Raw genomic sequence first — 25,384 nt, 5'->3', positions numbered from 1 at the left:
ATATTTAGAAGCACATTGAGAACCCTTTCTTTTGAGCTTTCTTAATTGTGTTTTCATCCCAAGAATTGAATTTATCACATTTATAAACTCTGTATTTACCACAGTTACCTAAATAACTCCATTTAGTGGCAGCAGACGATTTAATTAATTTGATCGCTTTTTCTTCTGATTCTTCTCCAGCCCAAAGGTTTTGCATTGGGCCAATACCAAACCAATACCCTTTGTCATTCTGCCAAGTAACCATATAATACTTTCCATCATCATAAGCAGATAACATTGTTTTTGTATCCTTTAATGGCTGATCTATTGTATTAAATGAGGGTAAAGAAAGAAGGGTAAAGAGTGTTAAGATAGATGCTATAATAAGCTTTTTCATAGTATAAATTAATTGAAGTGGTCGTTAAGTTTGTTGATTAAAAACTCTTTATCTAAATCTACAGCGATAATTTTACCTTCTGTATTTAGTAAGAAGTTTTTAGGAAGTTCTTCGATCTGATATAGTTCAACAATATCGGACTTCTTATATTTCATGTCTGAAACATGAATCCATTTTTCAGTTTTGTCACTTTCGATTGCTTTTATCCATGAGTCTTTGTCATTTTCAACACCAAAAGCAACAACTTTGAAATTGTCCTTTGCAAACTTTTTGTAAGCCTTATTAAGTTCTGTGACTTGTTCTCTACTTTTTGGATTCCACGATGCCCAGAAAACAACTAATGTAAAAGAACCTTGAGTTTGATCTAATTCAAAGTCATTGCCATTTACTCTTTGAGCTACAAAATGAGGAGCAGTTTCACCTATATCTAATTTTACTACTGTTTCTTCTGTTGCTACAGGTGTTTCAGTAACTGTAGCTGTTCCAAAATCACCTACACCATACCCAATATAGAAGTCATCTACAGTAACTGTATTTTTACTTCCTACTTTAAAGCCGATTTTTGGACCAAAGAAAGGTAAAGCTTTAGTGCTTTTCCAGATCTTATCATTGACTAAAAAGTGTACAGAGTCACCTTGGTGGATAATAGAAAGTTTGTTTTGATTGTAGGCATTGAATCCTGATAATTTAGTCGGAGCAATGACCATAGAACCTTTGCCTTTTATTAGTTTTCTTACCGATAAACTACCATTACCATTGAAGCCGTACTCGTAAGATCCATCTTTTGTGTAACCAAATTTGATAGAGTTGAATGCATTCGTATTTGCACTTTCGTTGAGTGTTAACTTTGCCTCTATGGTATAGTCTTCTTTATAATTGAATTTTACATCACGTAATGCTAGAAACGACCTGTTTCCTTTTGAGGTAATTTGGTAAACACCATTTTTTACTGTTGCATCAGCAACATCATTACTTGCTTCAAGCCATTGATTGGAGTTGGATGAAAAACTATCAGAAAAAACAACCTTATCTTGGGCAGTTACAACACTGATAGGGGTAAGAGCAAGGCTTGCAATTAATAGCGCCTTGTTAAAAAAATTGTTCATAGTGTATTAAATTATTAAAGTTTGAGTGCTTATGACCACTCATCATAACTATCGAAATCATCTTCTAAGTTATTAAGGTCATCGTTATATGCATCCATATCGATATCAGTCACTTCGATAGGGGCATCATCCATCACTTCACCGTCAAATTCGTTGGAGTCATCTTCAATGATACCTACCATACCTTCATCGGTATCCATATCGCCTTCATGGGCAATTTCACCAGCTACGACATCACCTTCCAAACTGTCATCCTCAGTGAGTACCTGACCAGAAACTATATCTTCTTGGTCATCAGCAATTTCACCTGTAACTACGTCTTCTGGATCATCTTTTTCTACTTCAAGGTCATGGTATGGTACAGTATCGTAATCTACAGTTGGGTCACCATTTTCATCCACTTCTTCCGCATAGAAAGTTGCGTAATGTGTTCCATTCCATTCAAAAACTCCACCAGCACCGAGTTCTTTTCTAGCAGCAGCAAATGCTTCATTGAAAGTCATATCGTCTGTAACAGTTCCATCAGATGCCATTGGGGCAGTATGTGGATCAAAAGGATCATTTTCCTCTTCTACAGTAGCAGTTACTTCAGGAGTTTCAGAAGTATCCGAAGGTGTCGCTTCATTTTCACTTGCATTAAGAGCAGTAGGTGGTTGCTCTGTAGCTTCTTCAGAAGCACCTTCAGCAGTTTCTCCAGAATTTTCATCGATAAAAGTTTTTACCATTCTAGCTCCTAAGCCAATGGCAAATGCACCGACAATATGTCCTCCACCGTGTACCAGTACTTCTTTCGCAGTTTCTAGTTTATCTTTATCTAAAATGGGCTTTTGGGTAGAAGACTTTTCTGATATTTCTGTTTTTGCTTCTTTATTTTGTGCTTTAAACTCCTCCTCATTCATGATGAGAGTTTTATCCATACTTTTCTTATGCATTATGATTCATTTAAAGAACTTAAAACTAATTTTCTAGGACTTTTACCTTTTATGGTAGGTGTCTGCTTATTATTTGTGGCTTTTAAAACGTTGGCCTTAACGTATGGGTATAATTCTTCTACAGTAACATAATTATCTTTATTTCTGTCTGCTTTACCTTCTAATCCATTGATAAGAAAATACGAGAAAGCACCTTGTCGAACACTTGCAATTTCTTGTGATACTTCTTGTCCTGTGGAAGACATAAATATTAGAATATTAGTGTCTTGTTGGTTGAATGAAGTAGATACTGAAGTATTTACTCGATTTGATGAGTTGTTTCCAATATTTCCAGCAAAACAGGCGTCGGCATAAACAATCTTATTTTTTACCTTATACCTTTTAAAAACGCTTTTTATCTCGTCAAAAGCAAGTACGTTTCTGGAGATATCATAAGGGTAAAAGACATTATTTTCTCCTCCATGTCCGGAAAAGAAAAATACAATCATATCATTGGGTGATGCCTTAGAATAGATCTTGTGCATAGTGTTAATGATATTTGCTTTATTTGCTGCTTCGTCAATCAGAACAGCCATATTCTCTTTTTTTATTCCTCCTTTATCACTTTTTAGAAAAGAAGAAAAACGATAGGCATCATCGTCACAATAGTTTAAATCATAACCTGAACCTTCATAGTTGGCAACGCCAACAACTACAGCATATTTTTGGGGAGTTTGAGTAAAAGAAAAATATGGTGTAAAGAATAATAGAAGTAAAAAATACGTTGTCCGTAACATTTATATTTTATTTTCATTTAATACAAATGAAATATTTATTTCCAATAAATTCAAAATAAAATTAAAAAAATCATAATTTAGCGATTGATATCTTTATCAACAAAGCTTGTTTACCCCAAGTATACATGCCTTACCCAAATTTTTTAACATTAATGATCGATAATATTATTTTCAATTACCGCCTAACTAAGAAAATAGGAACAGGTGGTATGGCTACCGTTTATTTAGGTATCCATGAAAAATTAGGAACCCCTGCAGCAGTAAAAGTTTTACACAAGAATTTTGTTGAAAACGAAAAAGTAAAGCAGCGTTTTATCAATGAAGCAAAGGCATTGTATTCTTTATCTCATCCATATATCGTAAGACTTTTAAATTATGAAGATGATGGAGAACATCTAATCATGATATTAGAGTATATAGATGGGGTAGATCTTAAAGAATATATTCAGCAGCATCCTGAAATCAAATCTGTAGATAATGCTATTCCGTTCTTCTCAAAGGTTTTGGAAGCGTTTGCTTATGCACATAATAAAGGGTTGGTACATCGAGATATCAAACCTTCAAACATTATGGTGAATAAGGAAGGGAATCCTGTAGTCTTAGATTTTGGTATCGCCAAGTTGCAAGATAATATGGAGGCTTCTTTAACTGGGACAAATGCTTTGATGGGAAGTAGACCGTATATGTCTCCGGAACAGATTAAGAGTGCAAAACATTTGGATCATCGTAGTGATATTTACAGTTTAGGGGTAACATTATATCAATTATTGACAGGGGAAAACGCTTACGATACGACAACATTATCTGAATGGGATGTGATGAATAAAATCGTGACAGAACCTTTACCTAGAGCAAGTGAAAAGAATATCGATGTTACTGAAGGTATTGAAAAAGTAATTGATAAAGCAACAGCAAAAAAAGCAGAAGACCGTTTTCAGAATTGTGATGAGTTTGCTTTAGCACTAGTTAATCATAAAAGCTTTGAGTCTGAAAATATTGTTGATGAATCAACCTTAGTTGAAGAAGAAAACTCTAAACCCTATGATATGGATTCAACTCTAGTAGAAGAAGACATATCTCAGAAGACACAAAAGTTTGAAGAGAATTCTTCAACCGTAGTTCCAAAAACTAAAGAAAACAGAGACAATAAATTACCATTTATTGCAGCAGGTATTACAGGTATTCTACTATTGTCAGGAATCGTTTTTTATTCGTTTATGGGAAGTGATACTTCGATAAAAGAAGAACCGAGTTTAGTATCGGAAGTAGAAGTGGAAAAAGTAGAAGAGAGCGATGATAATGAATGGTTAAAGGCAGAAAACCTTAATACGTCTTCTAGTTATTCAACATTTATTGAAAAGTTTCCAGAAAGCGAGCATAAAAAAAACGCTCTGGAAAATCTTGCAAGAATTCATTTCGATAGCCTTTTAGGTCTTAAGAATAAACATGAACAGGTTGCTAGTTTCTTTAAAACAGAATTATCGAAACATTTGAGTGACTCTATAAGGTCAAACTATGAAAAATTAAAAAAGAAGGAATTTCCTCCAATTGGCATTACTATTAAAAGTGGCAAGACATTCTTGTATAAAAATGTTCCTGAAGTAATTAAAGTAAGCCATACTGGTAACAATAACTACAAGGTTAACGCGAGTAGTAATTCAAAAGTAACAAAAAGAGAAGGGAGGAAAGACGAATATTCTATCATTGCAAAAGATAATAATAAGGTAAATATTAAAATTAATGGATCTGGAAAATCAGCAAACAAATATTTTAAAGTTGTCAATACACCTCAACCGACAATTGAATATAAGTTCGAGGATTTGCAAATATTAGTAAAACCAATTTCCAACAAAAACTTTAAAATTAACTATCCTAATGAAGCAAATTACCGTGTAGTAGATTGGTCCATTGATATTATTGGTGAAAATGATGAGATTATTTATACACACAAAATAAAAGGTGGTAAGCAACAGGTTGATCTTAGAAGGTGGAAAGATAAAGCTATTGAATATCAGGTTAATATTAATACTGTAGTTAGGAAAAACTCATTAGGGACAACAGAAAAAGTGACTATAAAAGGAGATAATAAAATTACCCTATACAACTAATATGCTTAATAACACAATTTTAAACTACAAACTCACCAAAGAGATTGGTGAAGGAGGTATGGCAACTGTTTACCTGGGTATCCATGAAAAATTGGAAACACCTGCTGCCATAAAAGTTTTACATAAGAACTTTACCAAAAATGAAAAAGTCCGTCAGCGTTTTATCAATGAAGCGAAGGCATTGTATTCTTTGTCTCATCCATACATAGTAAGACTTTTAAATTATGAAGATGATGGGGAACATCTAATCATGATTTTAGAGTATATAGACGGGGTAGATCTTAAAGAGTATATTCAGCAACACCCTGAAATCAAATCTGTAGATAATGCTATCCCATTTTTTGCAAAGGTCTTGGAGGCATTTGCCTATGCACATAATAAAGGATTGGTACATCGAGATATTAAACCTTCAAACATAATGGTGAATAAGGAAGGGAACCCAGTTGTCTTAGATTTTGGTATCGCTAAGTTACAAGACAATATGGAGGCTTCTTTAACTGGAACAAATGCTTTGATGGGAAGTAGACCATATATGTCTCCAGAACAGATAAAGAGTGCAAAACATCTAGATCAGCGAAGTGATATCTACAGCTTAGGTGTAACATTATATCAATTGTTGACGGGTGAAAATGCCTATGATACAACAACACTTTCTGAATACGATGTGATCATGAAAATAGTAAATGATCCATTACCAAGAGCTAGTGAAAAGAACACTGAGGTTAGTGTTGGCATTGAAAAAGTAATTGATAAGGCGACAGCTAAAAAAGCAGAAAACCGTTTTCAAAACTGCGATGAGTTTGCTACTTCACTTATTAATTATAAAAGCCTAGACGTTGAAAATATTATTGACGAAGCAACCTTTGTAGAGGAGCATAACGCTCAACCAAATGACTTAGAGTCAACTGTAGTAGAAGAAAATGTTTCCCAAGAAACTAAAACAAGAAAAGTTACAGAAGAGGTTTCCTCTTCAGATGTTCATAATATCAATAAAAAAAGCAATAGTAAACTTCCATTTATTGCCGCTGGTATTGTTGGGATACTTCTAATTACAGGGATTCTTTATTATTCTTTTTCTGATGTAGATAAAACTGTTAAAGAACAAGAACCTGACCTTGTTGAAGTTTTGAAATCTGAAAAGATAGAAGAAAGTCAGAATGTGGAAATAGTAGAAGGTATTGATGACGCTACACAAACAAGCTCATCATTGAATAATGCTAATCCTTCTAAAACTGAAGAAGAACCCTATACACCGCCAACAGATATAGATAATAATCAGAATACTAATAATGAAGAGGTAAACTTTTCCTCAAATAACTCTAGTGATGAAACCTATAAAGCAGGTGATAAGGTAGAAATTGATGGAAATGAATATTTAGTTGTAGATTATTTATCATTAAAAAAATATGTCGAAGACGGTAAGAATCTAACTTATATAATTACTACATACGTTACAGATATGAGCTACTTGTTTTATGGAGCCACTAGTATTAATGGAGATATTTCAAACTGGGATGTGAGTAATGTAACAAATATGGCAGGTATGTTTGAAGGTGCAACAGACTTTAACGATGACCTTTCAAATTGGGATGTAAGCAATGTTGAAAGTATGTATGAGATGTTTAATGGTGCCAAATCATTTAATTCCGATATATCACATTGGGATGTAGGTAATGTTACTAATATGAGTAGGATGTTTGCAGGTGCAGAATCATTTAATTCCGATATATCAAGTTGGGATGTAGGTAATGTTACCGAAATGGAATATATGTTTTTCCAAAAATATATCAAGGGAATGATGGTGACGTCATCTGGAAAAAGTAATACATCTTACTCATTCAATGGAGATATATCTAAGTGGGATGTTTCTAATGTAACTAATATGGGAGGTATGTTTCATGGGGCACATTATTTTAATAGTGATCTTTCAAATTGGGATGTAAGTAATGTCACTAATATGAATTCTATGTTTGAAGGTGCAAAGTCGTTTAATTCAGATATATCACATTGGGATGTAAATAATGTTACTAATATGAATTCTATGTTTGAAGGGGCAGATTCTTTTAATAAAGGTTTTATTAAGACTTGGAGTCAACAACCAATTAAAACCAAAGCTGACATAACAGGTACGATCAAAAGAGTAGAAAAATATGCAATGAAGGTTATCGTTACTGGATTTAACGATAGGATAATTAAGAATGCTAAAATAGAGTTTAGAAATAGGTTAGGAATAACGAAATATACAAGGTATACAAATGACAAAGGAGAGATAATATTTTATGAACCGGAATTTTCTGTTAGTGATTTTGATGGTTTTTCTTATAAACTAACCTATGAAGGGAAAAAGTTTAAGGATTATATTTATATATCATCAGATGATAGAGTACTTAATGTGAATAAGTATTAAAAGCCTTATTTGAAATACTACTATAATTTTTATAGATATGCTTAACCAAACTATTTTTAACTACAAACTCACCAAAGAGATTGGTGAAGGGGGTATGGCAACCGTTTACCTAGGTATCCATGAAAATTTGGAAACACCTGCTGCCATAAAAGTTTTACATAAGAACTTTACCAAAAATGAAAAAGTACGCCAGCGTTTTATCAATGAAGCGAAGGCATTGTATTCTTTATCTCATCCATATATTGTAAGGCTCTTAAATTATGATGATAATGGGGAACATTTAATCATGATTTTGGAATATGTAGACGGTGTAGACCTTAAAGAATATATTCAGAAACATCCTGAAATTAAATCAGTAGATAATGCGATTCCTTTCTTTGCAAAGGTTTTAGAAGCTTTTGCTTATGCACATAAAAAAGGGTTGGTACATAGAGATATCAAACCTTCTAATATTATGGTGAATAAGGATGGAAATCCAGTTATCTTGGATTTTGGTATCGCCAAGTTGCAAGATAATATGGAGGCGTCTTTAACAGGTACAAATGCCTTAATGGGGAGTAGGCCATATATGTCTCCAGAACAGATTAAGAGCGCTAAACATTTAGATCATCGTAGTGATATTTACAGTTTAGGAGTGACATTATATCAATTGCTCACTGGTGAAAATGCTTACGATACAACAACGCTCTCTGAATGGGATGTAATGAATAAGATCGTTACTGAACCACTACCTAGAGCAAGTAGTAAGAATTCAGATGTGACTAGTGCTATTGAAAAAGTAATCGATAAAGCTACAGCGAAAGATGTTACTCAACGTTATCAAAACTGTGTAGAGTTTATTGAAGCGCTTGTCAACTATAAAATGTTAGAGCAAGCAGAAATAGACTATGAAGCGACAGTTTATGAAGAAGCTCTCCCTTCAAAGTCTGTAGAAGACACAATAATTGAAGAGAATTTATCTTCCAATAATACAACTAGTAACATTGTACAGAGTGATAAAAAAAGCGAAAAAAATGTTATTAATGAGGATAAAGAGAGTAAAAATAAACTTCCATTAGTTGCTGCAGGAATTGTAGGTTTCTGTATTTTATTTGGAGTATTATTTTATTCATTTACCACTGACTCTTCTGATCATTTGGAAGGTGAGAATATAACCCTTTCAGAAGCACCAGCTGTCGGAGAGGAAAATACGAGTGAGGAAGTAACTACTCAAAGTAATAATATCACCAAAAGTGAGATAGATGAAAGTTCAGAGGATGAATCTTGGAGTTTAGCACAAAAGGAAAATAGTATAACTTCTTACAAAAGTTATTTATCATCCTATCCTAATGGAGAATATACAATACAAGCAGAGAAGAAAATAAAGACCTTGCGAGAAGAATCGTTATGGGTTTCTTCAAAAAAGAAAAATACAGTATCAGCTTACGAAAATTATTTAAGTTATTACCCTCAAGGGAAATTTAAAACAAGTGCGAGAAGTAGAATAAATAAGTTAAAAGCAGATGCTATAGATGCTGAAGAAGTAAAATATTGGAACTTTGTAAAAGAGCAAAATACAATAACTGCTTACAGCACTTATTTAAGCTATTATCCTCAAGGAAAATATAAAGTGGTTGCACAAAAGAAAATTGAGGAACTAAAGACAAATCAGGCCTCATTTGAAGAACGTGATTTATGGGCATCTACAAAGAGACAAAATACAATATCAGCTTATGAGTATTATCTTAGATCATATCCTTATGGTGTTTATAAAACAGATGCAGAACTTTTTATTTCGACTTTAAAAATTGAAAATGAAGAGATAAATAAAGAAGAGGAAGATTTTTGGGCAAAAGCGATAAGAACAAATACAGAATCTTCTTACAATACCTATTTGCTAAAATATCCCAAAGGAAAACATGTAAATGAAGCAAAAGAATTTCTGAAAAAATTCAAAAAAGTTACTTCAATTAGAGGCCATATTACAGACGAATATGGAAATGCATTACCAGGAGTTACTGTTATTGTACAAGGTACTAATACAGGAACAATATCAGATTTAAAAGGCAATTATTCCTTATCTGTAAAGACAGGTGAAACTATTTATTTTTCGTTTATAGGTTATGAAAAAAAGTATTACACCATCGGTACAGCACAAAATATAACAACAGCATTGAAAGCAACAGAAAGAAAAGGGTTGTTTAAACGTCGAAAATAAATACATGATGAGATATCTCCAGTTTCAATACTGGTGATATCTCTTTCATTGGAAACTACTTATAGTACATATTAAATTGAACCTATTATTAATTCAAAAGAGAACTCTTTTTAACGTAAATTAAATTTTGTATACTTGTGAATCACGCTTCTTTACCGATAATTAGTTCTATAGCAATCAGGATCTAAATACAGAGGCAGATTATTTTTTTTACCTTCTATTCAACAACTTCTACCCTTACCCTAAAATGATAGGAAAGACATTTTTTAACTACAAAATCACCAAGAAAATTGGTGATGGCGGGATGGCCACAGTTTATGAAGCGATACATGAACAATTAGAAACAAAAGCAGCCATCAAAATCTTACATCAGAATTTAACCACTAACGAAAATGTAAGAAAAAGATTTTCCAATGAAGCAAAAGCACTCTATGGATTGTCACACCCAAATATTGTAAGACTTTTAAATTATCATGAATCTGAAGAAGAATTAGTCATGATATTGGATTATGTAGACGGTATAGACCTTAAAACCTATATTGAACAGAATCCATCAATTTCAGAATTAGAGAATGCTATTCCTTTCTTTATTCAAATTTTAGCTGCCTTTAATTTTGCCCATAAAAATAATATTATTCACAGAGATATTAAACCGTCTAATATAATGGTTACGTCTAGTGGAAAACCGATAATATTAGATTTTGGTATTGCCAAAGTAGCCGACGATTTACAGATTTCGTTGACAGGTACTAACGCAATGATGGGTAGTAGACCTTATATGAGTCCAGAACAAATTAAAAGTTCTAAGCATATTGATAAAAGGTCGGATGTTTACAGTCTTGGTATCACTCTTTATCAACTCTTAACAAGAGAAAGTGCTTACAATACCAATACACTTTCAGAATATGATTTAATCATGAAGATTGTCAATGAGCCACTGCCATTGCCTTCTTCAAAAAACACAAATATCACTCCTGCTTTAGATAAAGTTATTCAGAAAGCGACAGCAAAAGACCCTAACGCTCGTTTTGAATCTTGTGAGGAATTCTCTTATGCCTTAAATAACTTGGATGAATTTAATGATTCAACCATTATAGAAGAAGAACCTAACTTTGAAGAGACTAAAATTGATACAACTCCTGTCAATGAAGTCCCTACAGAGAAGGCTTCAATCCCTAAAGAGAATAACCAAAGCTCAGATAATGAAGAAGAACGCAAGAAGAAGATGATCATGTTCGGTGGTGCAGCAGCGGCAGTCGTTCTATTAATTGTTATTCTCACGTTCTCATTATCATCATCAGATGATTCTGTAGTGACAGCAAATGTAGTAGAGGAAACGCCTGAGGAGACATCTATGCAAATCGCAAGTGATAGTTTAGCAGATAGTCTATCTATTGCATCTTTAGAAGAGAACATTGACGAAGAGGAACCAGAAGAAGAAACTCCTATAGAAGTAGTTCAAGAAGAAGCACCAAAACCTAAGCCACGACCTCAGGTTACAAAGCCTGAACCTGTTCGTAAAAAAGAAGAGCCAGTGGTTGTTCAAGAAGTTGTAGTAGAGGAACCTAAAGAATCGAAACAAGAATTTGAAGCAAGACAAGCAAGACTGGCTGCTATTAGTACTGAACTTACAAAATTGACAAAACTTTATGATTCAGAACAGTATTTCGCGAGAAGTGGTCTAAGAAGAGCGTATAAGTTGGAAGTGAATATGAACATGTATATTAAAGAAGGTAAGCTATTTATACATGAACATTGGGAGAAATGGAAAGCCAATCAATTAAGTACAGCTTATGGTTGGGATAGTGAAGGTGATTACTATGATGATTTTGAATTATCTGCATTAAAACCTCTATCTTCTAACAATTTCCAAAAATCGAAAGAAGGATTTAGAATTAGATCTCTTTCATTAAGAGATGGAAATACATCTTACTTTATGTCTTATAATTATGAAACGGTAATACCGTTAGATAGTGAAGGAAATTTAGATTATAATAAAAAAGTGAACATTCCATTTAATTGGGATAATATTAATGAGTATACAGGAAACGTTGATTATAAATTGACTCCTCTTTATCTGGTAGACCTTATTAATGAAGCCATTAAATTATCAGAAGGCAAAAAAGCAGTCTTCTAGTCTATTTTATATAAAACAAGTATTACTCTAGCTTTTAGAAATTTTTCTAAGAGCTAGAATAATTTTCAAGACTTCTCTGTGTTATCATCTGTAGAATGAAACTGCCTTATTAATCTTTACCATGAAATATTTAATTTTTTTTAGTGCTTTATTTTTTATTGCACCTACTGTTTATGGCTCAATATCTGACGAGTTGATACTATCTGATACAACAGTCTATGAAAATCCAGAAGATCCGGCAGGGTATCCAAAGGGTATGGGAGCATTTTACTTGGAAGTACAAAAGCAGATAGATTATCCAATTTCGGCTTTTGAAAGTAAGTTAAATGGGAAGGTGTATATATCATTTGTTGTTGAAAAAGATGGTACGGTATCCAATGTTTTAGTTGAAAGATCTCTAAATGAAGAATGTGATCGAGCAGCGAAAGATATCGTAAAGAAATTAGTTCCATGGATTCCTGCAAAGAATAATGAAAAACTAGTGAGACAAAAAATGATGTTACCTATATCTTTTGACTATAAAGCCAGAAAGAAATTCTTGAATAAGAAATCGTAGCACTGATAATAAAATAGATTCTTACCATTTCTGGGTGATTCACTCAGGAGCAAACTTACAATTATGAAAAAAATAATAGTAGTATTATTACTTACAATCCCCTTTGTTAGTTGTACCTATGAAGAAGACAATTCATTGTATTGTGATTGGGTAAAAGTAATTACTCCAGCAGGTGAAACTCGAGTGCCAAATTATGGTTATTCGGAAGGAGATATTATTTCAACACCTATTGGACAAGGTACTGTTGTAGGATGTACTCATGCAGGTTCTACACCAGGTGCAGTTTAATGTTCAATAAAACCCTATTTATATAGATATAGGTATTTCAATCTTTCAAATTATTTATCACTCTTTTAACTCAACCCTAACTTAAATCCGTCTTAATATCATGTTGGATTCTGTAATTTTTAACTATCGACTTACCAAGAAAATAGGTGAAGGAGGGATGGCTAAAGTATACTTAGGTATACATGAGCAATTAGAAACTCCAGCAGCTATTAAGGTTTTGGACTCGGCTTTTGTTTCTAATGAAACAGTCCGCCAAAGGTTTATCAATGAAGCCAAGGCACTATATAAATTAAGTCACCCATATATTGTTAGGCTTCTCAATTATGAAGATAATGGCAAGCAATTGATCATGATTTTGGATTTTATTGATGGGGTTGATTTAAAGGAACATATTCAACTTCATCCTGAGATAAAATCACCTGATGTAGCAATAACGTTCTTTCAAAAAGTCTTAGAAGCTTTCTCTTTTGCCCATGGACAAGGAGTTGTACATAGGGATATTAAACCATCTAATATAATGGTAAAGAAAGATGGGACACCTATTATTCTAGATTTTGGTATTGCTAAACTACAGGATAATTTAGAACTGTCGTTAACGGGTACAAATGCTTTGATGGGAAGTAGATTGTATATGTCTCCTGAACAGGTAAAAAGTGCAAAGCATTTAGATCATCGCAGTGATATTTATAGTTTAGGAGTTACTTTATATCAATTATTAACGGGTCAGAGGGTTTACGATACCACTACTTTATCAGAGTGGGATGTAATGAATAAAATCGTTTCAGAGCCATTGCCGAGAGCAAGTCAGTTTAATAGCGAAGTAACCCCACGGTTAGAAGCTATAATTGATAAAGCGACCGCTAAAGATTTGGAACAAAGATTTCAATCATGTGAAGAATTCAGTTCAGCTTTATCTGATGTGGATAATTTTCCATTACCTATTTTAGGTGATGATACAGTGATTGAAACGAATCCCAAAAATAGCGAAGCGACCGTTATTGAAGAACGTCCATCTTTACAAAAGTCAGTAGAGGTAAAAGAAGAAAAGAAGGCTATTCCGGTTACAAAAGGTGATGGAGATAACAATAAAAAGATAATTATCGGTGTAGCAGTAGGTATTATAGTATTACTGTCTACAGTCTTTGTTGTTTTTTCTGGAGTAGACGAAAAAACATCATCTTCTGAAACCATTTCAGAAGCAGTGCCAGCTAAAACAGAAGAGGCTAAAGTAGAAACAACAAAACCTCAACTTTCCAAAGAAGAGTTATTAAAGCAACAAGATAAAGAGGCGTATGATACAGCTAGAAAGAAAAATACAGTAAGTGCTTACCAAGCTTACCTTAAAGAATATCCACAAGGAAATTATGTGAAGGATGCAAAAGGTAGAATTAGTGCACTTCGAGCAGCATATGCTAAAGCAAAAGATAAAAAAGCTTGGGATAAGGCTAGAAAAACTAATACAATTTCAGCGTATAAAAGTTATCTCGCCAATTATAAAAAAGGGAAATATAGAACAAATGCTGAACAAGCAATCATAGATCTTGAGATGGCAATAGGTGAAGCTGAAATAGATAATGAACTAGAGGAGGTAGTCGAAGAAATTTTTGAGATTGTTGAAGATCCTGCTGCATACCCTGGGGGTATGGGACAATTTTATAAATGGGTTGGTCAAAATATGAAATACCCATCACAGGCAAAAAGAATGGGAGTAGAGGGTAAAGTATACGTTCAATTTGTAGTAGATAAAGATGGGTCCCTTACTGATGTAAGAGTTGTAAGGGGTATCGGAGCAGGATGTGATGAAGAGGCTGTTAGAGTAATTAGGAAAGCTCCGAAATGGAAACCTGGTACTCAAAGGGGGCGAAAAGTAAAACAGAGAATGGTTTTACCAATAAGCTTTAAATTAGGTTAACATAAAGTATTAAAGAGTAGTGGATTATTTTTCACTACTCTTTTTTAATGTCTAAAAACTCATATTAAAATATTTCTCAAAGGTATTCTGAGATACACCTATCAATTTATAGGCTTTGGCTTTATTTTTATTGACTAAGTGATAGACCTTATGGTAATGTTGATGAAGAATGAAATCTTGCTTTAATGAGTTGACTTGTTTGTCGATAGCATTGCCAATACGTTGTGGGAGTTCTGCAGGCGTAACAGTTTCCCCTTCTTTATTAAAGACATAGAGTCCCATAATAATATTTTCTAGTTCTCTGATATTTCCAGGGAAATGATAATCCATCATCATTTTCTCCGTTTCTGGAGCGAGCTTCATTACTTTTTTCCTTTTGAAATAGCGTTGCTGTGTTTTTAAGAAGTGCTTAATTAATGCTTTTTTACTTTCCTTTGAAATATCTTTCAATGAGGGTAAGTTGAGTTCTACTACTGATAATCTGTAGAAAAGATCCCAACGGAAAGTTCCTTCTTCGCACTTTTTTGATAAGTCTCTATGTGTGGCACAAACTACCCTAACATCTATTTTTTTATCATTGCCGCCAATAGGTGTAATCACTTTTTCTTGTAATACTCTTAGTAGTGTTTGCTGCATTTTGGGAGAAATATCACCGATTTCGTCAAGGAAAATTGTGCCGCCGTTGCATTGCTCAAAAATCCCTTTATTGTTGTCAATAGCTCCTGTAAATGCACCTTTTTTATGCCCGAAGAGTCTACTTTCAAGAAGTTCATCATTTAATGCGGAACAGTTTATGGCTCCAAATTTATTTTCTCTCCTACTGCTAAACAGGTGAATGCTTTTGGCGAGATTTTCTTTACCAGACCCAGTGTCTCCATAAATAAGCGTGGTGACATCTTTACTTTCAGCGACCATTCTTGCTCTAGAGTATACATCTTTTAGGTCATCAATAAGCAAGAAATCTTCTTTATGTTCAACACTATTACTGCTCTCAATATATAAAGACTTACGCTCCACATTTTCAGGGATACCTCCCATTTCAAAATACACCTCTTGAAGACTGGTCTTTTCCTCATTTAAAGGCTTCTTAGTTTGAATAAGTCGGGTATTTAGTTTGATGTTTGGATTTAGGTGAGCGACAATCCAACATGTTTGCATAGCAGGCGTGCCGGGTGAGATAAATAAATCTGCTTGGCTGACGTCTTCACTTTCTAATCCAATTAAAAACTTTCTGATTTCAGATGAAATCTCAGAGTGATTGATAATGTCTCGGATCATCAATTCTGAACGAACAATTTTACCTTTATGTTGAGGGAAATCTTCTTGTAGTGTATTGATTAATAGGTTTTGTCGCACTCTATTTTCATTTCTTGGTGAAGCTATGATTAAGTGGTGCTTGTCATATTTTTCAGACTCAAATACATCTTGATAAAAACTATATGTTGTTCCTTTTTTATTGACTTTTAATTCATGATCTTCAGTATTGATAAAGTCATGTGAAAAAGCGATAAAAGAAATTAAAACCTTCATTTTATATTCAATATTTGAGTGGTAAATTAATTATTGATATGAAAAATAGTTATTTATTGAATTATAGCAAAGGAAATCACGTGGTATTATCTATGCATGTCTTTAGCTAACATACTTAATGATCATCATGAACAAACCTCAGATTATATATAAATTATTCCGTCAGTCAATTTTTGAGACCGAAGCAAAAAAAGAATACCAAAGAGTACGAACAGATCAATTGGTTGGTCTAGCGTATATCTTATTTTTTTTAGAGCTAGAAAGAAGGGATAAAGAGGAAAGAAAGAATAAGTCTGTATCTTTTTCTGGAGATTTTACGGTAAAAGACAGGATTAAAGATTTTCCTTTTTTTGAACTTACTCAGTTGTTGTCCTACATCAAATTGGAGATAACAGGAATTAACGAACTAGATATTTATATGGAGGAAAATGATCTTTATGGAAATGATTATACCCATGTATTAGATAATATCGAGTCAGACGATCATTCTATTTTCTCACTTTTCCAATTTACTATTGAAGAATTGATGCATCGAAAGTTTTCTCATGTTAAAGACAAGGAACTTTTCGAGCAAAAAGTACTCTCTCAGATAATGTCTACCTCAAAAATATTTACTGAAGGGGTGGACCATGCTCTATTGATTTCTGAAAATTATTTGAGTGATCATTTACATTCAAGCATACAGTTCAGAAAGCTTGTCACAAAAGACCAGCTATTTGGAGAACTTGTTTTTATGTATTCTTTTTTATCCAATGAGCATCACGATTTAAAAAAGGAAAAGAGCGATATATTCAAAACAGAAGAGGAAGAGTTAGAAGATGCGATCATCAGTATATATCCTCCTAAAGTAGATGATGAAAATGCAATAGCAGTATCATTGGCCAATGAAAGAGTTCAGCATAAAATTTCCTCAGAAAATACGCATTGGTATCTTGTCGATATCGTCTTACGATTGCTAAAAAATGAAGGGAGGGCAGTAGTGGCTGTGCATTCTTCTTTTCTTGAAAAGCAAGAGTTGAAAAGTTATAGAGAGTATTTCTTGTCGTTTATTTCAGAGTTGGAAATTTATGATCTAGGTGATGAAATACTGAACGGTCTAGATACTCTTTTACTCTTCAAAAAAGGAAAGCAGGATATACCCAATGTGCAATTTTCTGCTAAAACAACTGACTATGGCCTACAATCGATTATAGTGAGTAATAACGAATTGAAAGAAAATCAGTTCAACCTTTCACCTAGAAGGTATTTATTGAAAGCGGATGATACAGAGGAAACATACATCACATTGGGAGATGTACTCACTGTTTTAAACGCTTCAGGTACTAGTGATTATCCTTCAAAGTTTATCGAACTAACCTCCGATGATCTCAGCGAAAGCTTTTTGAACTATGAAATTGAAGCCGATCAGCTGAGAGAAAAGTTCTGGGTTGAAAATGAAGGAACCATTGACCAGAGTTGTTTTATCTGTCACTTAAAGCATTTAAAAAATCAACAGTTGCAATATGGTTGGGTGACGCATCAGGAAGGGGTTGGAATAATAGCAGATACAGGTTTGACGTATTTTCAGGTAGATGAAAATAAAATTTATGTTCCTTATTTGATTAATGAACTGCATTCGGATTATTTCTTAGAACAACTGAAGGCTTATGCCAATGGAAATGTAATAAAGGAAATCACAATAGATGATTTCTTGAAAATAAAGATTCCTCTAATCTCAATTCATGATCAGAAATTAAAAGTGGTTGGTTTTAGAGAGGCTTATGTACATTCAAAAGCAAAAGAAATTGGGTTGGAAAAAGCTAATCTAGCCTTGAAGGAAGACTTTTATAAAGAATATAGGTCTCTTCGTCATAATATTGGCCATTTACTTTCTACCATTCAATCGAGCATTGAGGTGATTGGAAATGTTCTTGAAAATGGGAATTATGATATTGACTTAGCTACTGTGATCAATAAAAAAAGACAGGTGACTTTTGGTGATCAAGTGAATAAAGTAAAGAAAAGTAGTGGCGATATTTATAATTGGCTGAAGAGCTTCGAGGATCAACTTCGACAAGATTATCCATTAGAAAAAGTACCGATACCGGAAGTGATTTCTTTTTTAGAGCGACGTTTCAAAGACCGTAAAGAATTTACATTTGAGTACGAGAAACCCAAAAAAGATATTGATATCAATATTTATCTCAACAAAGATGCTTTTGTAAAAGTGGTAGATAATGTTGTCCAAAATGCTATTCATCATGGGTTTGTGGATCGTACTAAAAGCTATGCTTTAAAAGCGGAGTTTAACCTAATTCAAAATCAAGAAGGAACGAACCTTTGCTTGGAAATTAGTAATAATGGAGAGCCATTTCCTGATGACTTTGATTTTAATGCTTTGATTGAAAGAGGACAAACGTCGAAACGAAATTCTAATACAGGTCTTGGAGGGAATGATATTTATAGAACAATGAAGGCCATGAAAGGAGAATTTGACTTATATTTAGATAGGAATAGCGAATATTCTGTATGCTATAAGTTATTTTTCTCTTGTGATGTTAGAAATAAAGGTACTATTAGTTGATGATCAACTGGATCAATTAGAATCGTTTATTGTAAATGCAGAAACGAAAGGTCTGGATATTTTCGAAGTAAAAAGCCTGGAAGAAGCCAAAGAAGTGATTTTAAATAAAAAGAATCACTTTGATGCTGTGATCTTGGATGTTCGTTTTTACCTCGAAAAAGGAAGTACTAAAGTAGGGCAAAAGGCCTATCAGGAAGCGGTGTCTTTTTTTACTACCCAAGAGATGAAGTTCTTTACCTTCACCGGTGTAAAAAATCTGGAATATGATGAATCTTTTAGAGAAACATATGGTTTCGATGAGGACGATAGTGAGTTTTTCTTAAAGGGAAAGGACGACAACCGCCTTATAGAACGAATAAAAACCTTTGTACAGGAAGAGGCGGTGAATTGGAAGATTCGCAATGAACATTACGAGCTTTTTAAACTTTGTTCTGATCAATACTTAGGGCAGCATACAGAAAAAGAATTGATCACATTATTATCCATTATTCAGGATGATAGTGAAGTGAATAACAACTTGGAAGTCTACCTATTCAATCCCATCCGAAAGTTATTGGAAGATCTCTTCAAAGTGTTGTATAGAAAAGATTTAATACCCTTGGCCTTAGTACCCAACGGACAAGTGAGGTTAGGACCTTCGAATAGATTTTGTGCAGGATTCGATGTAGACGGATTCGAGCTAAATCAACCTTATTTTCCAAGATTAATTGCGGATCAAGTGAAGTTTATTTTGGCCGTTACCCAGCCTGCTTCTCATCGATCGAGTTTGGATGGACACTTAGAGTTGAATACTCAAAACTATCTTCTTAAAGGCGTATTGTATCAGCTGTTTGATGTGCTATGTTGGTTTAAGTCTTTTATAGATACCCATCCACAAGCGAATAATTGGAAAGAAGTAGTTTCCCAAAATTATAAAGGGATTATAGAAAAAGATCAATTCGGAAATTACCATTGTGGTGAGTTTCTATTGAATAAACGCTTTGTCTATGATCACAATAAGGAAGGAGACGAAATAGAAGTAACGCAATTTGAAAAAAACACAAGTCCTACTACAAGGAAGAGGTATCCTTATTTTGTGAAGTATTATTTATAATTGAGATTTCACTTACTATGGATGCTATCTAAAACAGTAGGATGCATTAGTAACTGAAAATTCTCAACAAATGAAGCAAATTAAAACTTTATCATTCTTGCTATTAGTATTTGCTACACAATTTTTTTCATGTGGAGACTATTGTAGTAATGGAACTATCAGAATATATAATTATCACCACAAGGGAGGTAAAGTATATTTTGAGGGAGAAAAGGTAGGAGAAATAGAAGGAGCATTCAACGGTGAACCCGGGATGTTTATTTTAACTATTGAATCAATGGAAGGCTTTGAAATCTGTGGGCTCTTAGAAATAGATCGCAGAGGATTTTTTACTTCAGACTACGAGAAAGAAATTTGTCTTAGAGAGTGTGGAGGCTTTGAGCAAGTATTTACCTATTAACTGAATAATATTAATGTTACAGACCGTATCGAAGAAAGTGTTTTTTTTTAGTCTATTACTTTTTCTTGCTAATTATCAAACTTTCGCCCAATCTATCTATCATAAAACGTATGACTTTGGTGGCAATGTAGAGTCTGAAGGAAACCTTGTTCTCCATGAAGAAGTAGATACTGCTTCGCTCTCGATCACATTGTTTACATTTCGTCATGCTTACGATTCAAGTCAATATACATTGATAGGTTCTTGGAAGTTTTATGATGCTTATTCAGGTGACAAAGAATTAGAGGTGACTTTTCTAAATGATACTACACAGTACGAACAGCAATTTTATAATGGAGTCTTAGCAGAGGAAGGGTTGCTAGTCAATAATAATAAAGTAGGTATATGGAGAAAGTATGAAAAAGCTTATACCACATACGCTGACTATAAGGATGGAAACGAAGAGGTCATCGAGAATAAATCCTACTCAAAAAAGACATCCATCTTGGTCCGACATTATTTTTATAACCAAAAAATTTCAAGAAATGTAGGAGACGAAACTTCGTTTTATGATGATGGGTCTCTGAAATACAAAGCACATTATAACCAAGAAGGTAAAATATTAGGGAAAGCACTTTCTTACTATGAAGATGGAAAACTGAAAACGGAAAAATATACAGAAGGTACTATTCGATATGAGAAAACCTATGATAGGAAGGGACAACTGAACTATTTAGGAGAATTTAATTGGGAGAGTCATTGGGAAAAATCGACGGATTTCTATCAAGGCTCTGACAAAATTAAAGTGATTACAGAACGTAGTCCAGATTATAGAAATAAGGTTATATACTTATATAGCAAACAGTCTGAATTACTGAAAAAAGAAGTGGTATTAGATTCACTAATTTCGGTGACTTGGCGTGATGTGGAATATAACTATACTGATCATTCGAAGTATTATCAAATCTTTACTTCTGCTAATGGAAATAGATTATTTGTTATAAATCCACATTCAATTCCCGCATGTAGGCAATGTGACTTAAAAGTATATCTAATTGTTGATAAGAATAACAAAGTGATAGATCAGCATTATCAGGTAAATGATCAGATCCTTTTAAATGGGGATGATTTTTTGACAGCAGATCTTGATAAACACATTCTGGAAATAGAAACAAATGACAAAGGAGAGGTGAAAAGTGTGATGTATTCGAATAGAACGATGCTACGGTATTACTTTCATATTCAATTTTCAGACAATAAAATCAGTAGAGTTTATAAATCAGATTGGGATCATGTTGTACAATTTGAGCTGATTGTCAACCCTCGAAACAACAAGATCAGAAGAGATTATTATAATGAGGATTATAAATCGATCTACTGGAATTACACAGCTAAAAATCCAATCAAGTACTTTTATGTTGACTTTAAATGTTTGGTTCTCATGGACGAGTATATTCCTTCTAATCAATTTGAAGATTTGAAGAAACGCATTTTCTATGATGAGAAGGTGATTGACTTCGTGAAGAAAAATTTATACTGCTATAGGTTTCAAAATATGAGTGATCAAGAAAAGGAGACTTATTCTTCAATGCATGTAGTAGTATTCGATGATGACCCAAAAAAAATGAACTATGAAATAATTACATCTCCAACGAACCAACCATTGCCAATTCTAATTTTAGATGAAAAGGAACAGCCTATCTTTGGAATAAAGAACCTTAATTTTTCAGTAGATCAGTTTTTATATTTTTTAAACTCTATTGTTGGTGATTAATACTCAAATATTAATTATTTAAATTTATTATTGAGCTGATTTTTTAATAAAATATTGATTTTTATTGTGTTTTTCTGTTGGTATGCTTTGTGGATATTGTGTAAGTGAAAATAAATTATTTCACTAATCTCTTTAATCATGAAACTATTACTTTCACTAAGCACATTGCTCTTACTCTCATTGACTACAATAGGAGCTGAAATCGAATGGATCACTATTCAGGAAGCTGAAAAAAGAAATAAAACAGAAGCAAGGCCCATACTTATAGATATTTACACAGATTGGTGTGGCTGGTGTAAAGAATTAGATAAGAAAACGTATGCAGACCCAATTATTATTGATTATATCAATGAACATTATTGGGCGGTGAAATTTAACCCTGAAACCTCCGGAACTTTTACTTTCAACGGTGAAGAATACGGAAAGGATGAACTAGAAGGAACACCTTTTCATGAATTTGAAGTGTTTATTTCTGAAAAGCCTTTATCATACCCGACTACTGCATTTCTAACATCAGATAATCAACAATTTGCTTCATGGGGAGGGTTTTTAGAAAAAGATAAAATGCACTTATTACTGAGTGTTGTTCGCTTAGGGAAAGAAGCAAGCGAAGAAGATGTAGCAGCATTTCTAGAAAACTATTCATCTCCTTATCCTTCTGAAGAATCGGAATGGGAAGAGGCAGAGGAAGAAACAAATACAGTACAACTCTATGAAGGTGAAGAAATAAATGAGTTGGGTGTTATTCAGAATTTATCACACAAGAGGTATTTCAATCCGAAATTTGAAATGTATGCTCTTGCTGTAGAAGAAGAATACAGTCTTCCTGCTGAAATTATATTAGCGTTAGGTGCTTATTACTCAGATTTTGGTAATAATGATATGGCAAGATTTACGAATAATCATTTTAGCCTAACGATTTATAAAGATTGGGATTGGGGTACTTATAAAACTGCCGAAGGAACAGTCTACAGAGTATATCCATCCGTTGAGGAAAGCTATAACGACGTTGCTCAATACATTTTAAAAAACTATAGAATACCAAAGAAGTTTTTGAATGCCGATAAAAGCTATGAGGAGTGGACTCAGCTATTGGTAAAAGTGGGTTACATCAACCAAGACGAAATGGCCGAACTGAATGAGATTATTATAAAATATCAACTGGAAAATGTCCAAACAATGTGACATAGTTAGTTGGTGATTAACCGACTCTTTACCCCCAACCTGCCATATACGTTATGGCAGGTACTTCTTTCTTTTCACTCTAATGAATGATATGATGCGTACTCTGTTCTTTCTACTGTTTTTTACTGTTTCTGCTTACTCACAAAATATCGATGTTTACCCCATTAAAGTAACAAGAAACTTCTTAGCCACATGCGGAAATCAAATACCCAAAACAAGTCAAATGTTTTTAGAAAAACAGGTGAAGTTATCCTTGAAAAATAAAGATGGAGAATATCATGTAGAAGTATATCGATTATTGAACAATGGTCAGTATAGGAAGGTGTATGAACTGAAATACGGTAAACTCTTAACTAGTGAAGAGAAGGAATATTATACCCTTCATCAAGGAAAAGGAGCCTTTTTTACAAGCGATAATTACTTTGAAGGTTACCATGATTCTATTATCGAATTCACTATACATCAATTTAAACCAGGATATAGATGCGATTGTCTAGATGAGCCAGTTGTGTTGTTTACCTTTTCAATGTTTGGAAAGTCTATTGTGATGTATGTTAGACAGAAAGAGCTAGAGCAAAATAAATTCTTGATTTAATAAGTAGTGTTTATGAAGTCTTTTATGGTAATAGTATTATTGTCTTTCGTTTCAATCGATTCTTTTTGTTTGAGTTATGGATTTGAGCGCCCCATTAACTTTAATAATCCAGAAGAGGTATACTATTATAATTTTTGGAAAGAATTAGCTGAGGGTGAAAATCAATACATTTCAATTGAAGGACTATTTGATCTTCATCACAACAGAAAAGTAGATCATAAAGAAAGGGAATTTGAAGAGTTAACTTTTATGATTCCTGTATTGAGAAACAACAATGAACCTTACCCAGAATTTTCTACTACTTTTTTTAATCGAAAGACACAAAGAATTGGTATTACTTATAATAGTCAACTTCAAGGAACTGGTGAACCTTATTGGATGAAGGTCGATATCATTAATTTCAACCTAAATGAATCGAATACTTTATTAGGAATAGAGATAAACGAAACTGTATTTGATTTACAGCACACCTTTATAGTAAAAGAAATACAAGACTACACTTCATTAAATATTGATTATATCAAAAGTTGGGAAAAAGAACGTAAGGCAAAGCAAGCATTACCACCATTCATTCAATTTCTATTTTACAATATGTTAGAAACAGATAAAGATTATGTCTTGTCCTTTATCTACTGTACTGAGTGGGAGTTAAAACCAACTGAAGAAGATATCACATGGTATAAAAGATCATTTTCACTTTCAGATCATTTTAAAGTGATATCAAGGCAAGGAAAATCAGATCATTTTTATTTTGTTCAGATGAAAGTACCTAAACATCGGGTTCCAGACCTCCAAATGATTTATTTAGTAGATAGAACTATTGAATTATAATAAACTAAAGGAATTAAACTGATATTTTAATCGCATCAGTAGATTCCTTTTTTTTACACTTTAAATATCAATTTCCTTGATGGAAAGAAAAGGTTTCGTATACGTAGTTGGAAGTGGATTTATAAAGTTTTTGATTTCAGTTGTCAACGGAAATAAATGTGTTTGATAAAATAATGGAATACTATAGCGTTTATAAGTTTCAAACTGTTGTGAAATATTTTTTAAAGTAAGAAGAATATAGTGTTTTCGGTGTGGTTTTAAATGTGATTATTTTAAGATTGTAATTGTCTTTTTTTACGTTGTTTTAATCTAAATTATCACATCTCTAGTATCCCAGTAAAGTTGAATAAATAGGGGAGGTATTGCTAATTTTATATTATTTATGACTTCGTTAATATACTCTGTTTTTGAATTACTTTATAGTTTGGTAAATAATTGGTAATTAGTGTTTTGTGGTTGAATTTTTAATGTTAAAAATAGAGAAAAATAGTCGATTTTTTATCCTTTTTATTACTGTAGAATTAAAATGTGTTATTATTTAGATCTCTCTGTGTTTTTGGTGATGATTGTCACTATTTAGCTTAAGGTGTAATTATAATTTTGCGATTAATTACATGTTATACTTAAACAAGTGAACTC

General features: G+C 33.1%; 19 protein-coding genes. 14 read left to right on the top strand and 5 right to left on the bottom strand.

Annotated features, from left to right (window positions below):
• Nucleotides 1–4 precede the first annotated feature (4 nt).
• From QL232_RS21565 to QL232_RS21550, 4 genes are read right to left on the bottom strand one after another with little or no spacing between them, the layout of a single operon-like run.
• Nucleotides 5–376, bottom strand: coding sequence for a hypothetical protein (locus tag QL232_RS21565; protein WP_281615722.1), 372 nt, complete (start codon nt 374–376; stop codon nt 5–7).
• Between the two features lie 8 nt (nt 377–384).
• Nucleotides 385–1,482, bottom strand: a complete 1,098-nt coding sequence (locus tag QL232_RS21560) for a thioredoxin-like domain-containing protein (RefSeq protein WP_281615721.1) — start codon at nt 1,480–1,482, stop codon at nt 385–387.
• A gap of 29 nt (nt 1,483–1,511) precedes the next feature.
• Entirely contained in the window at nt 1,512–2,399 is an 888-nt protein-coding gene (locus QL232_RS21555) for a hypothetical protein (RefSeq protein WP_281615720.1), read from the bottom strand.
• A 14-nt stretch (nt 2,400–2,413) separates the two neighbouring features.
• The gene (locus tag QL232_RS21550; RefSeq protein WP_281615719.1) at nt 2,414–3,190 is read right to left on the bottom strand and encodes a caspase family protein; all 777 of its coding nucleotides are present in this window, start codon (nt 3,188–3,190) and stop codon (nt 2,414–2,416) included.
• A gap of 152 nt (nt 3,191–3,342) precedes the next feature.
• On the opposite strand from QL232_RS21550, the gene QL232_RS21545 reads away from it, so the two are divergent.
• From QL232_RS21545 to QL232_RS27210, 7 genes are all read left to right on the top strand, one after another.
• Nucleotides 3,343–5,298: a serine/threonine-protein kinase gene (locus QL232_RS21545; protein ID WP_281615718.1), complete on the top strand. Its 1,956-nt coding sequence runs from the start codon at nt 3,343–3,345 to the stop codon at nt 5,296–5,298.
• Between the two features lies 1 nt (nt 5,299).
• The gene (locus QL232_RS21540) at nt 5,300–7,705 is read left to right on the top strand and encodes a BspA family leucine-rich repeat surface protein (protein ID WP_281615717.1); all 2,406 of its coding nucleotides are present in this window, start codon (nt 5,300–5,302) and stop codon (nt 7,703–7,705) included.
• Between the two features lie 37 nt (nt 7,706–7,742).
• On the top strand, nt 7,743–9,902 hold the full coding sequence (locus QL232_RS21535) for a protein kinase (RefSeq protein WP_281615716.1): 2,160 nt from the start codon (nt 7,743–7,745) through the stop codon (nt 9,900–9,902).
• 247 nt (nt 9,903–10,149) lie between these two features.
• Nucleotides 10,150–12,039 carry a serine/threonine-protein kinase gene (locus QL232_RS21530; RefSeq protein ID WP_281615715.1) on the top strand — a complete coding sequence of 630 codons (1,890 nt, stop codon included), beginning with the start codon at nt 10,150–10,152 and terminating at the stop codon, nt 12,037–12,039.
• 121 nt (nt 12,040–12,160) lie between these two features.
• Entirely contained in the window at nt 12,161–12,595 is a 435-nt protein-coding gene (locus QL232_RS21525) for an energy transducer TonB (RefSeq protein ID WP_281615714.1), read from the top strand.
• A gap of 63 nt (nt 12,596–12,658) precedes the next feature.
• Complete coding sequence (locus tag QL232_RS21520) at nt 12,659–12,883, top strand: hypothetical protein (protein WP_168885147.1); 225 nt, start codon at nt 12,659–12,661, stop codon at nt 12,881–12,883.
• 100 nt (nt 12,884–12,983) lie between these two features.
• The gene (locus QL232_RS27210) at nt 12,984–14,795 is read left to right on the top strand and encodes a TonB family protein (protein WP_348646758.1); all 1,812 of its coding nucleotides are present in this window, start codon (nt 12,984–12,986) and stop codon (nt 14,793–14,795) included.
• 51 nt (nt 14,796–14,846) lie between these two features.
• Here the strand turns inward: QL232_RS27210 and QL232_RS21505 are convergent, their stop codons facing one another.
• Nucleotides 14,847–16,325, bottom strand: a complete 1,479-nt coding sequence (locus QL232_RS21505) for a sigma 54-interacting transcriptional regulator (protein ID WP_281615713.1) — start codon at nt 16,323–16,325, stop codon at nt 14,847–14,849.
• Between the two features lie 127 nt (nt 16,326–16,452).
• Between QL232_RS21505 and QL232_RS21500 the strand changes: the two genes are divergently transcribed.
• From QL232_RS21500 to QL232_RS21470, 7 genes are all read left to right on the top strand, one after another.
• Nucleotides 16,453–18,888 carry a hypothetical protein gene (locus QL232_RS21500; protein ID WP_281615712.1) on the top strand — a complete coding sequence of 812 codons (2,436 nt, stop codon included), beginning with the start codon at nt 16,453–16,455 and terminating at the stop codon, nt 18,886–18,888.
• A complete protein-coding gene (locus QL232_RS21495; RefSeq protein WP_168885143.1) occupies nt 18,860–19,981 on the top strand; it encodes a response regulator in 1,122 nt (373 codons plus the stop codon). Before QL232_RS21500 ends, QL232_RS21495 begins: the two co-directional genes overlap by 29 nt.
• 70 nt (nt 19,982–20,051) lie before the next feature.
• Entirely contained in the window at nt 20,052–20,381 is a 330-nt protein-coding gene (locus tag QL232_RS21490; protein ID WP_168885142.1) for a hypothetical protein, read from the top strand.
• 13 nt (nt 20,382–20,394) lie between these two features.
• Complete coding sequence (locus QL232_RS21485) at nt 20,395–22,134, top strand: hypothetical protein (RefSeq protein ID WP_281615711.1); 1,740 nt, start codon at nt 20,395–20,397, stop codon at nt 22,132–22,134.
• A gap of 138 nt (nt 22,135–22,272) precedes the next feature.
• Nucleotides 22,273–23,319, top strand: coding sequence for a glucosaminidase domain-containing protein (locus QL232_RS21480; RefSeq protein WP_281615710.1), 1,047 nt, complete (start codon nt 22,273–22,275; stop codon nt 23,317–23,319).
• Between the two features lie 91 nt (nt 23,320–23,410).
• Nucleotides 23,411–23,914, top strand: coding sequence for a hypothetical protein (locus QL232_RS21475; protein WP_281615709.1), 504 nt, complete (start codon nt 23,411–23,413; stop codon nt 23,912–23,914).
• A 12-nt stretch (nt 23,915–23,926) separates the two neighbouring features.
• Complete coding sequence (locus QL232_RS21470; RefSeq protein ID WP_281615708.1) at nt 23,927–24,745, top strand: hypothetical protein; 819 nt, start codon at nt 23,927–23,929, stop codon at nt 24,743–24,745.
• The last annotated feature ends 639 nt before the right edge of the window (nt 24,746–25,384 follow it).

It is taken from the genome of Flammeovirga sp. SubArs3, from assembly GCF_947387565.1.
Taxonomy (GTDB): domain Bacteria; phylum Bacteroidota; class Bacteroidia; order Cytophagales; family Flammeovirgaceae; genus Flammeovirga; species Flammeovirga agarivorans.
This window is presented reverse-complemented; position numbering and strand designations above follow the sequence as displayed.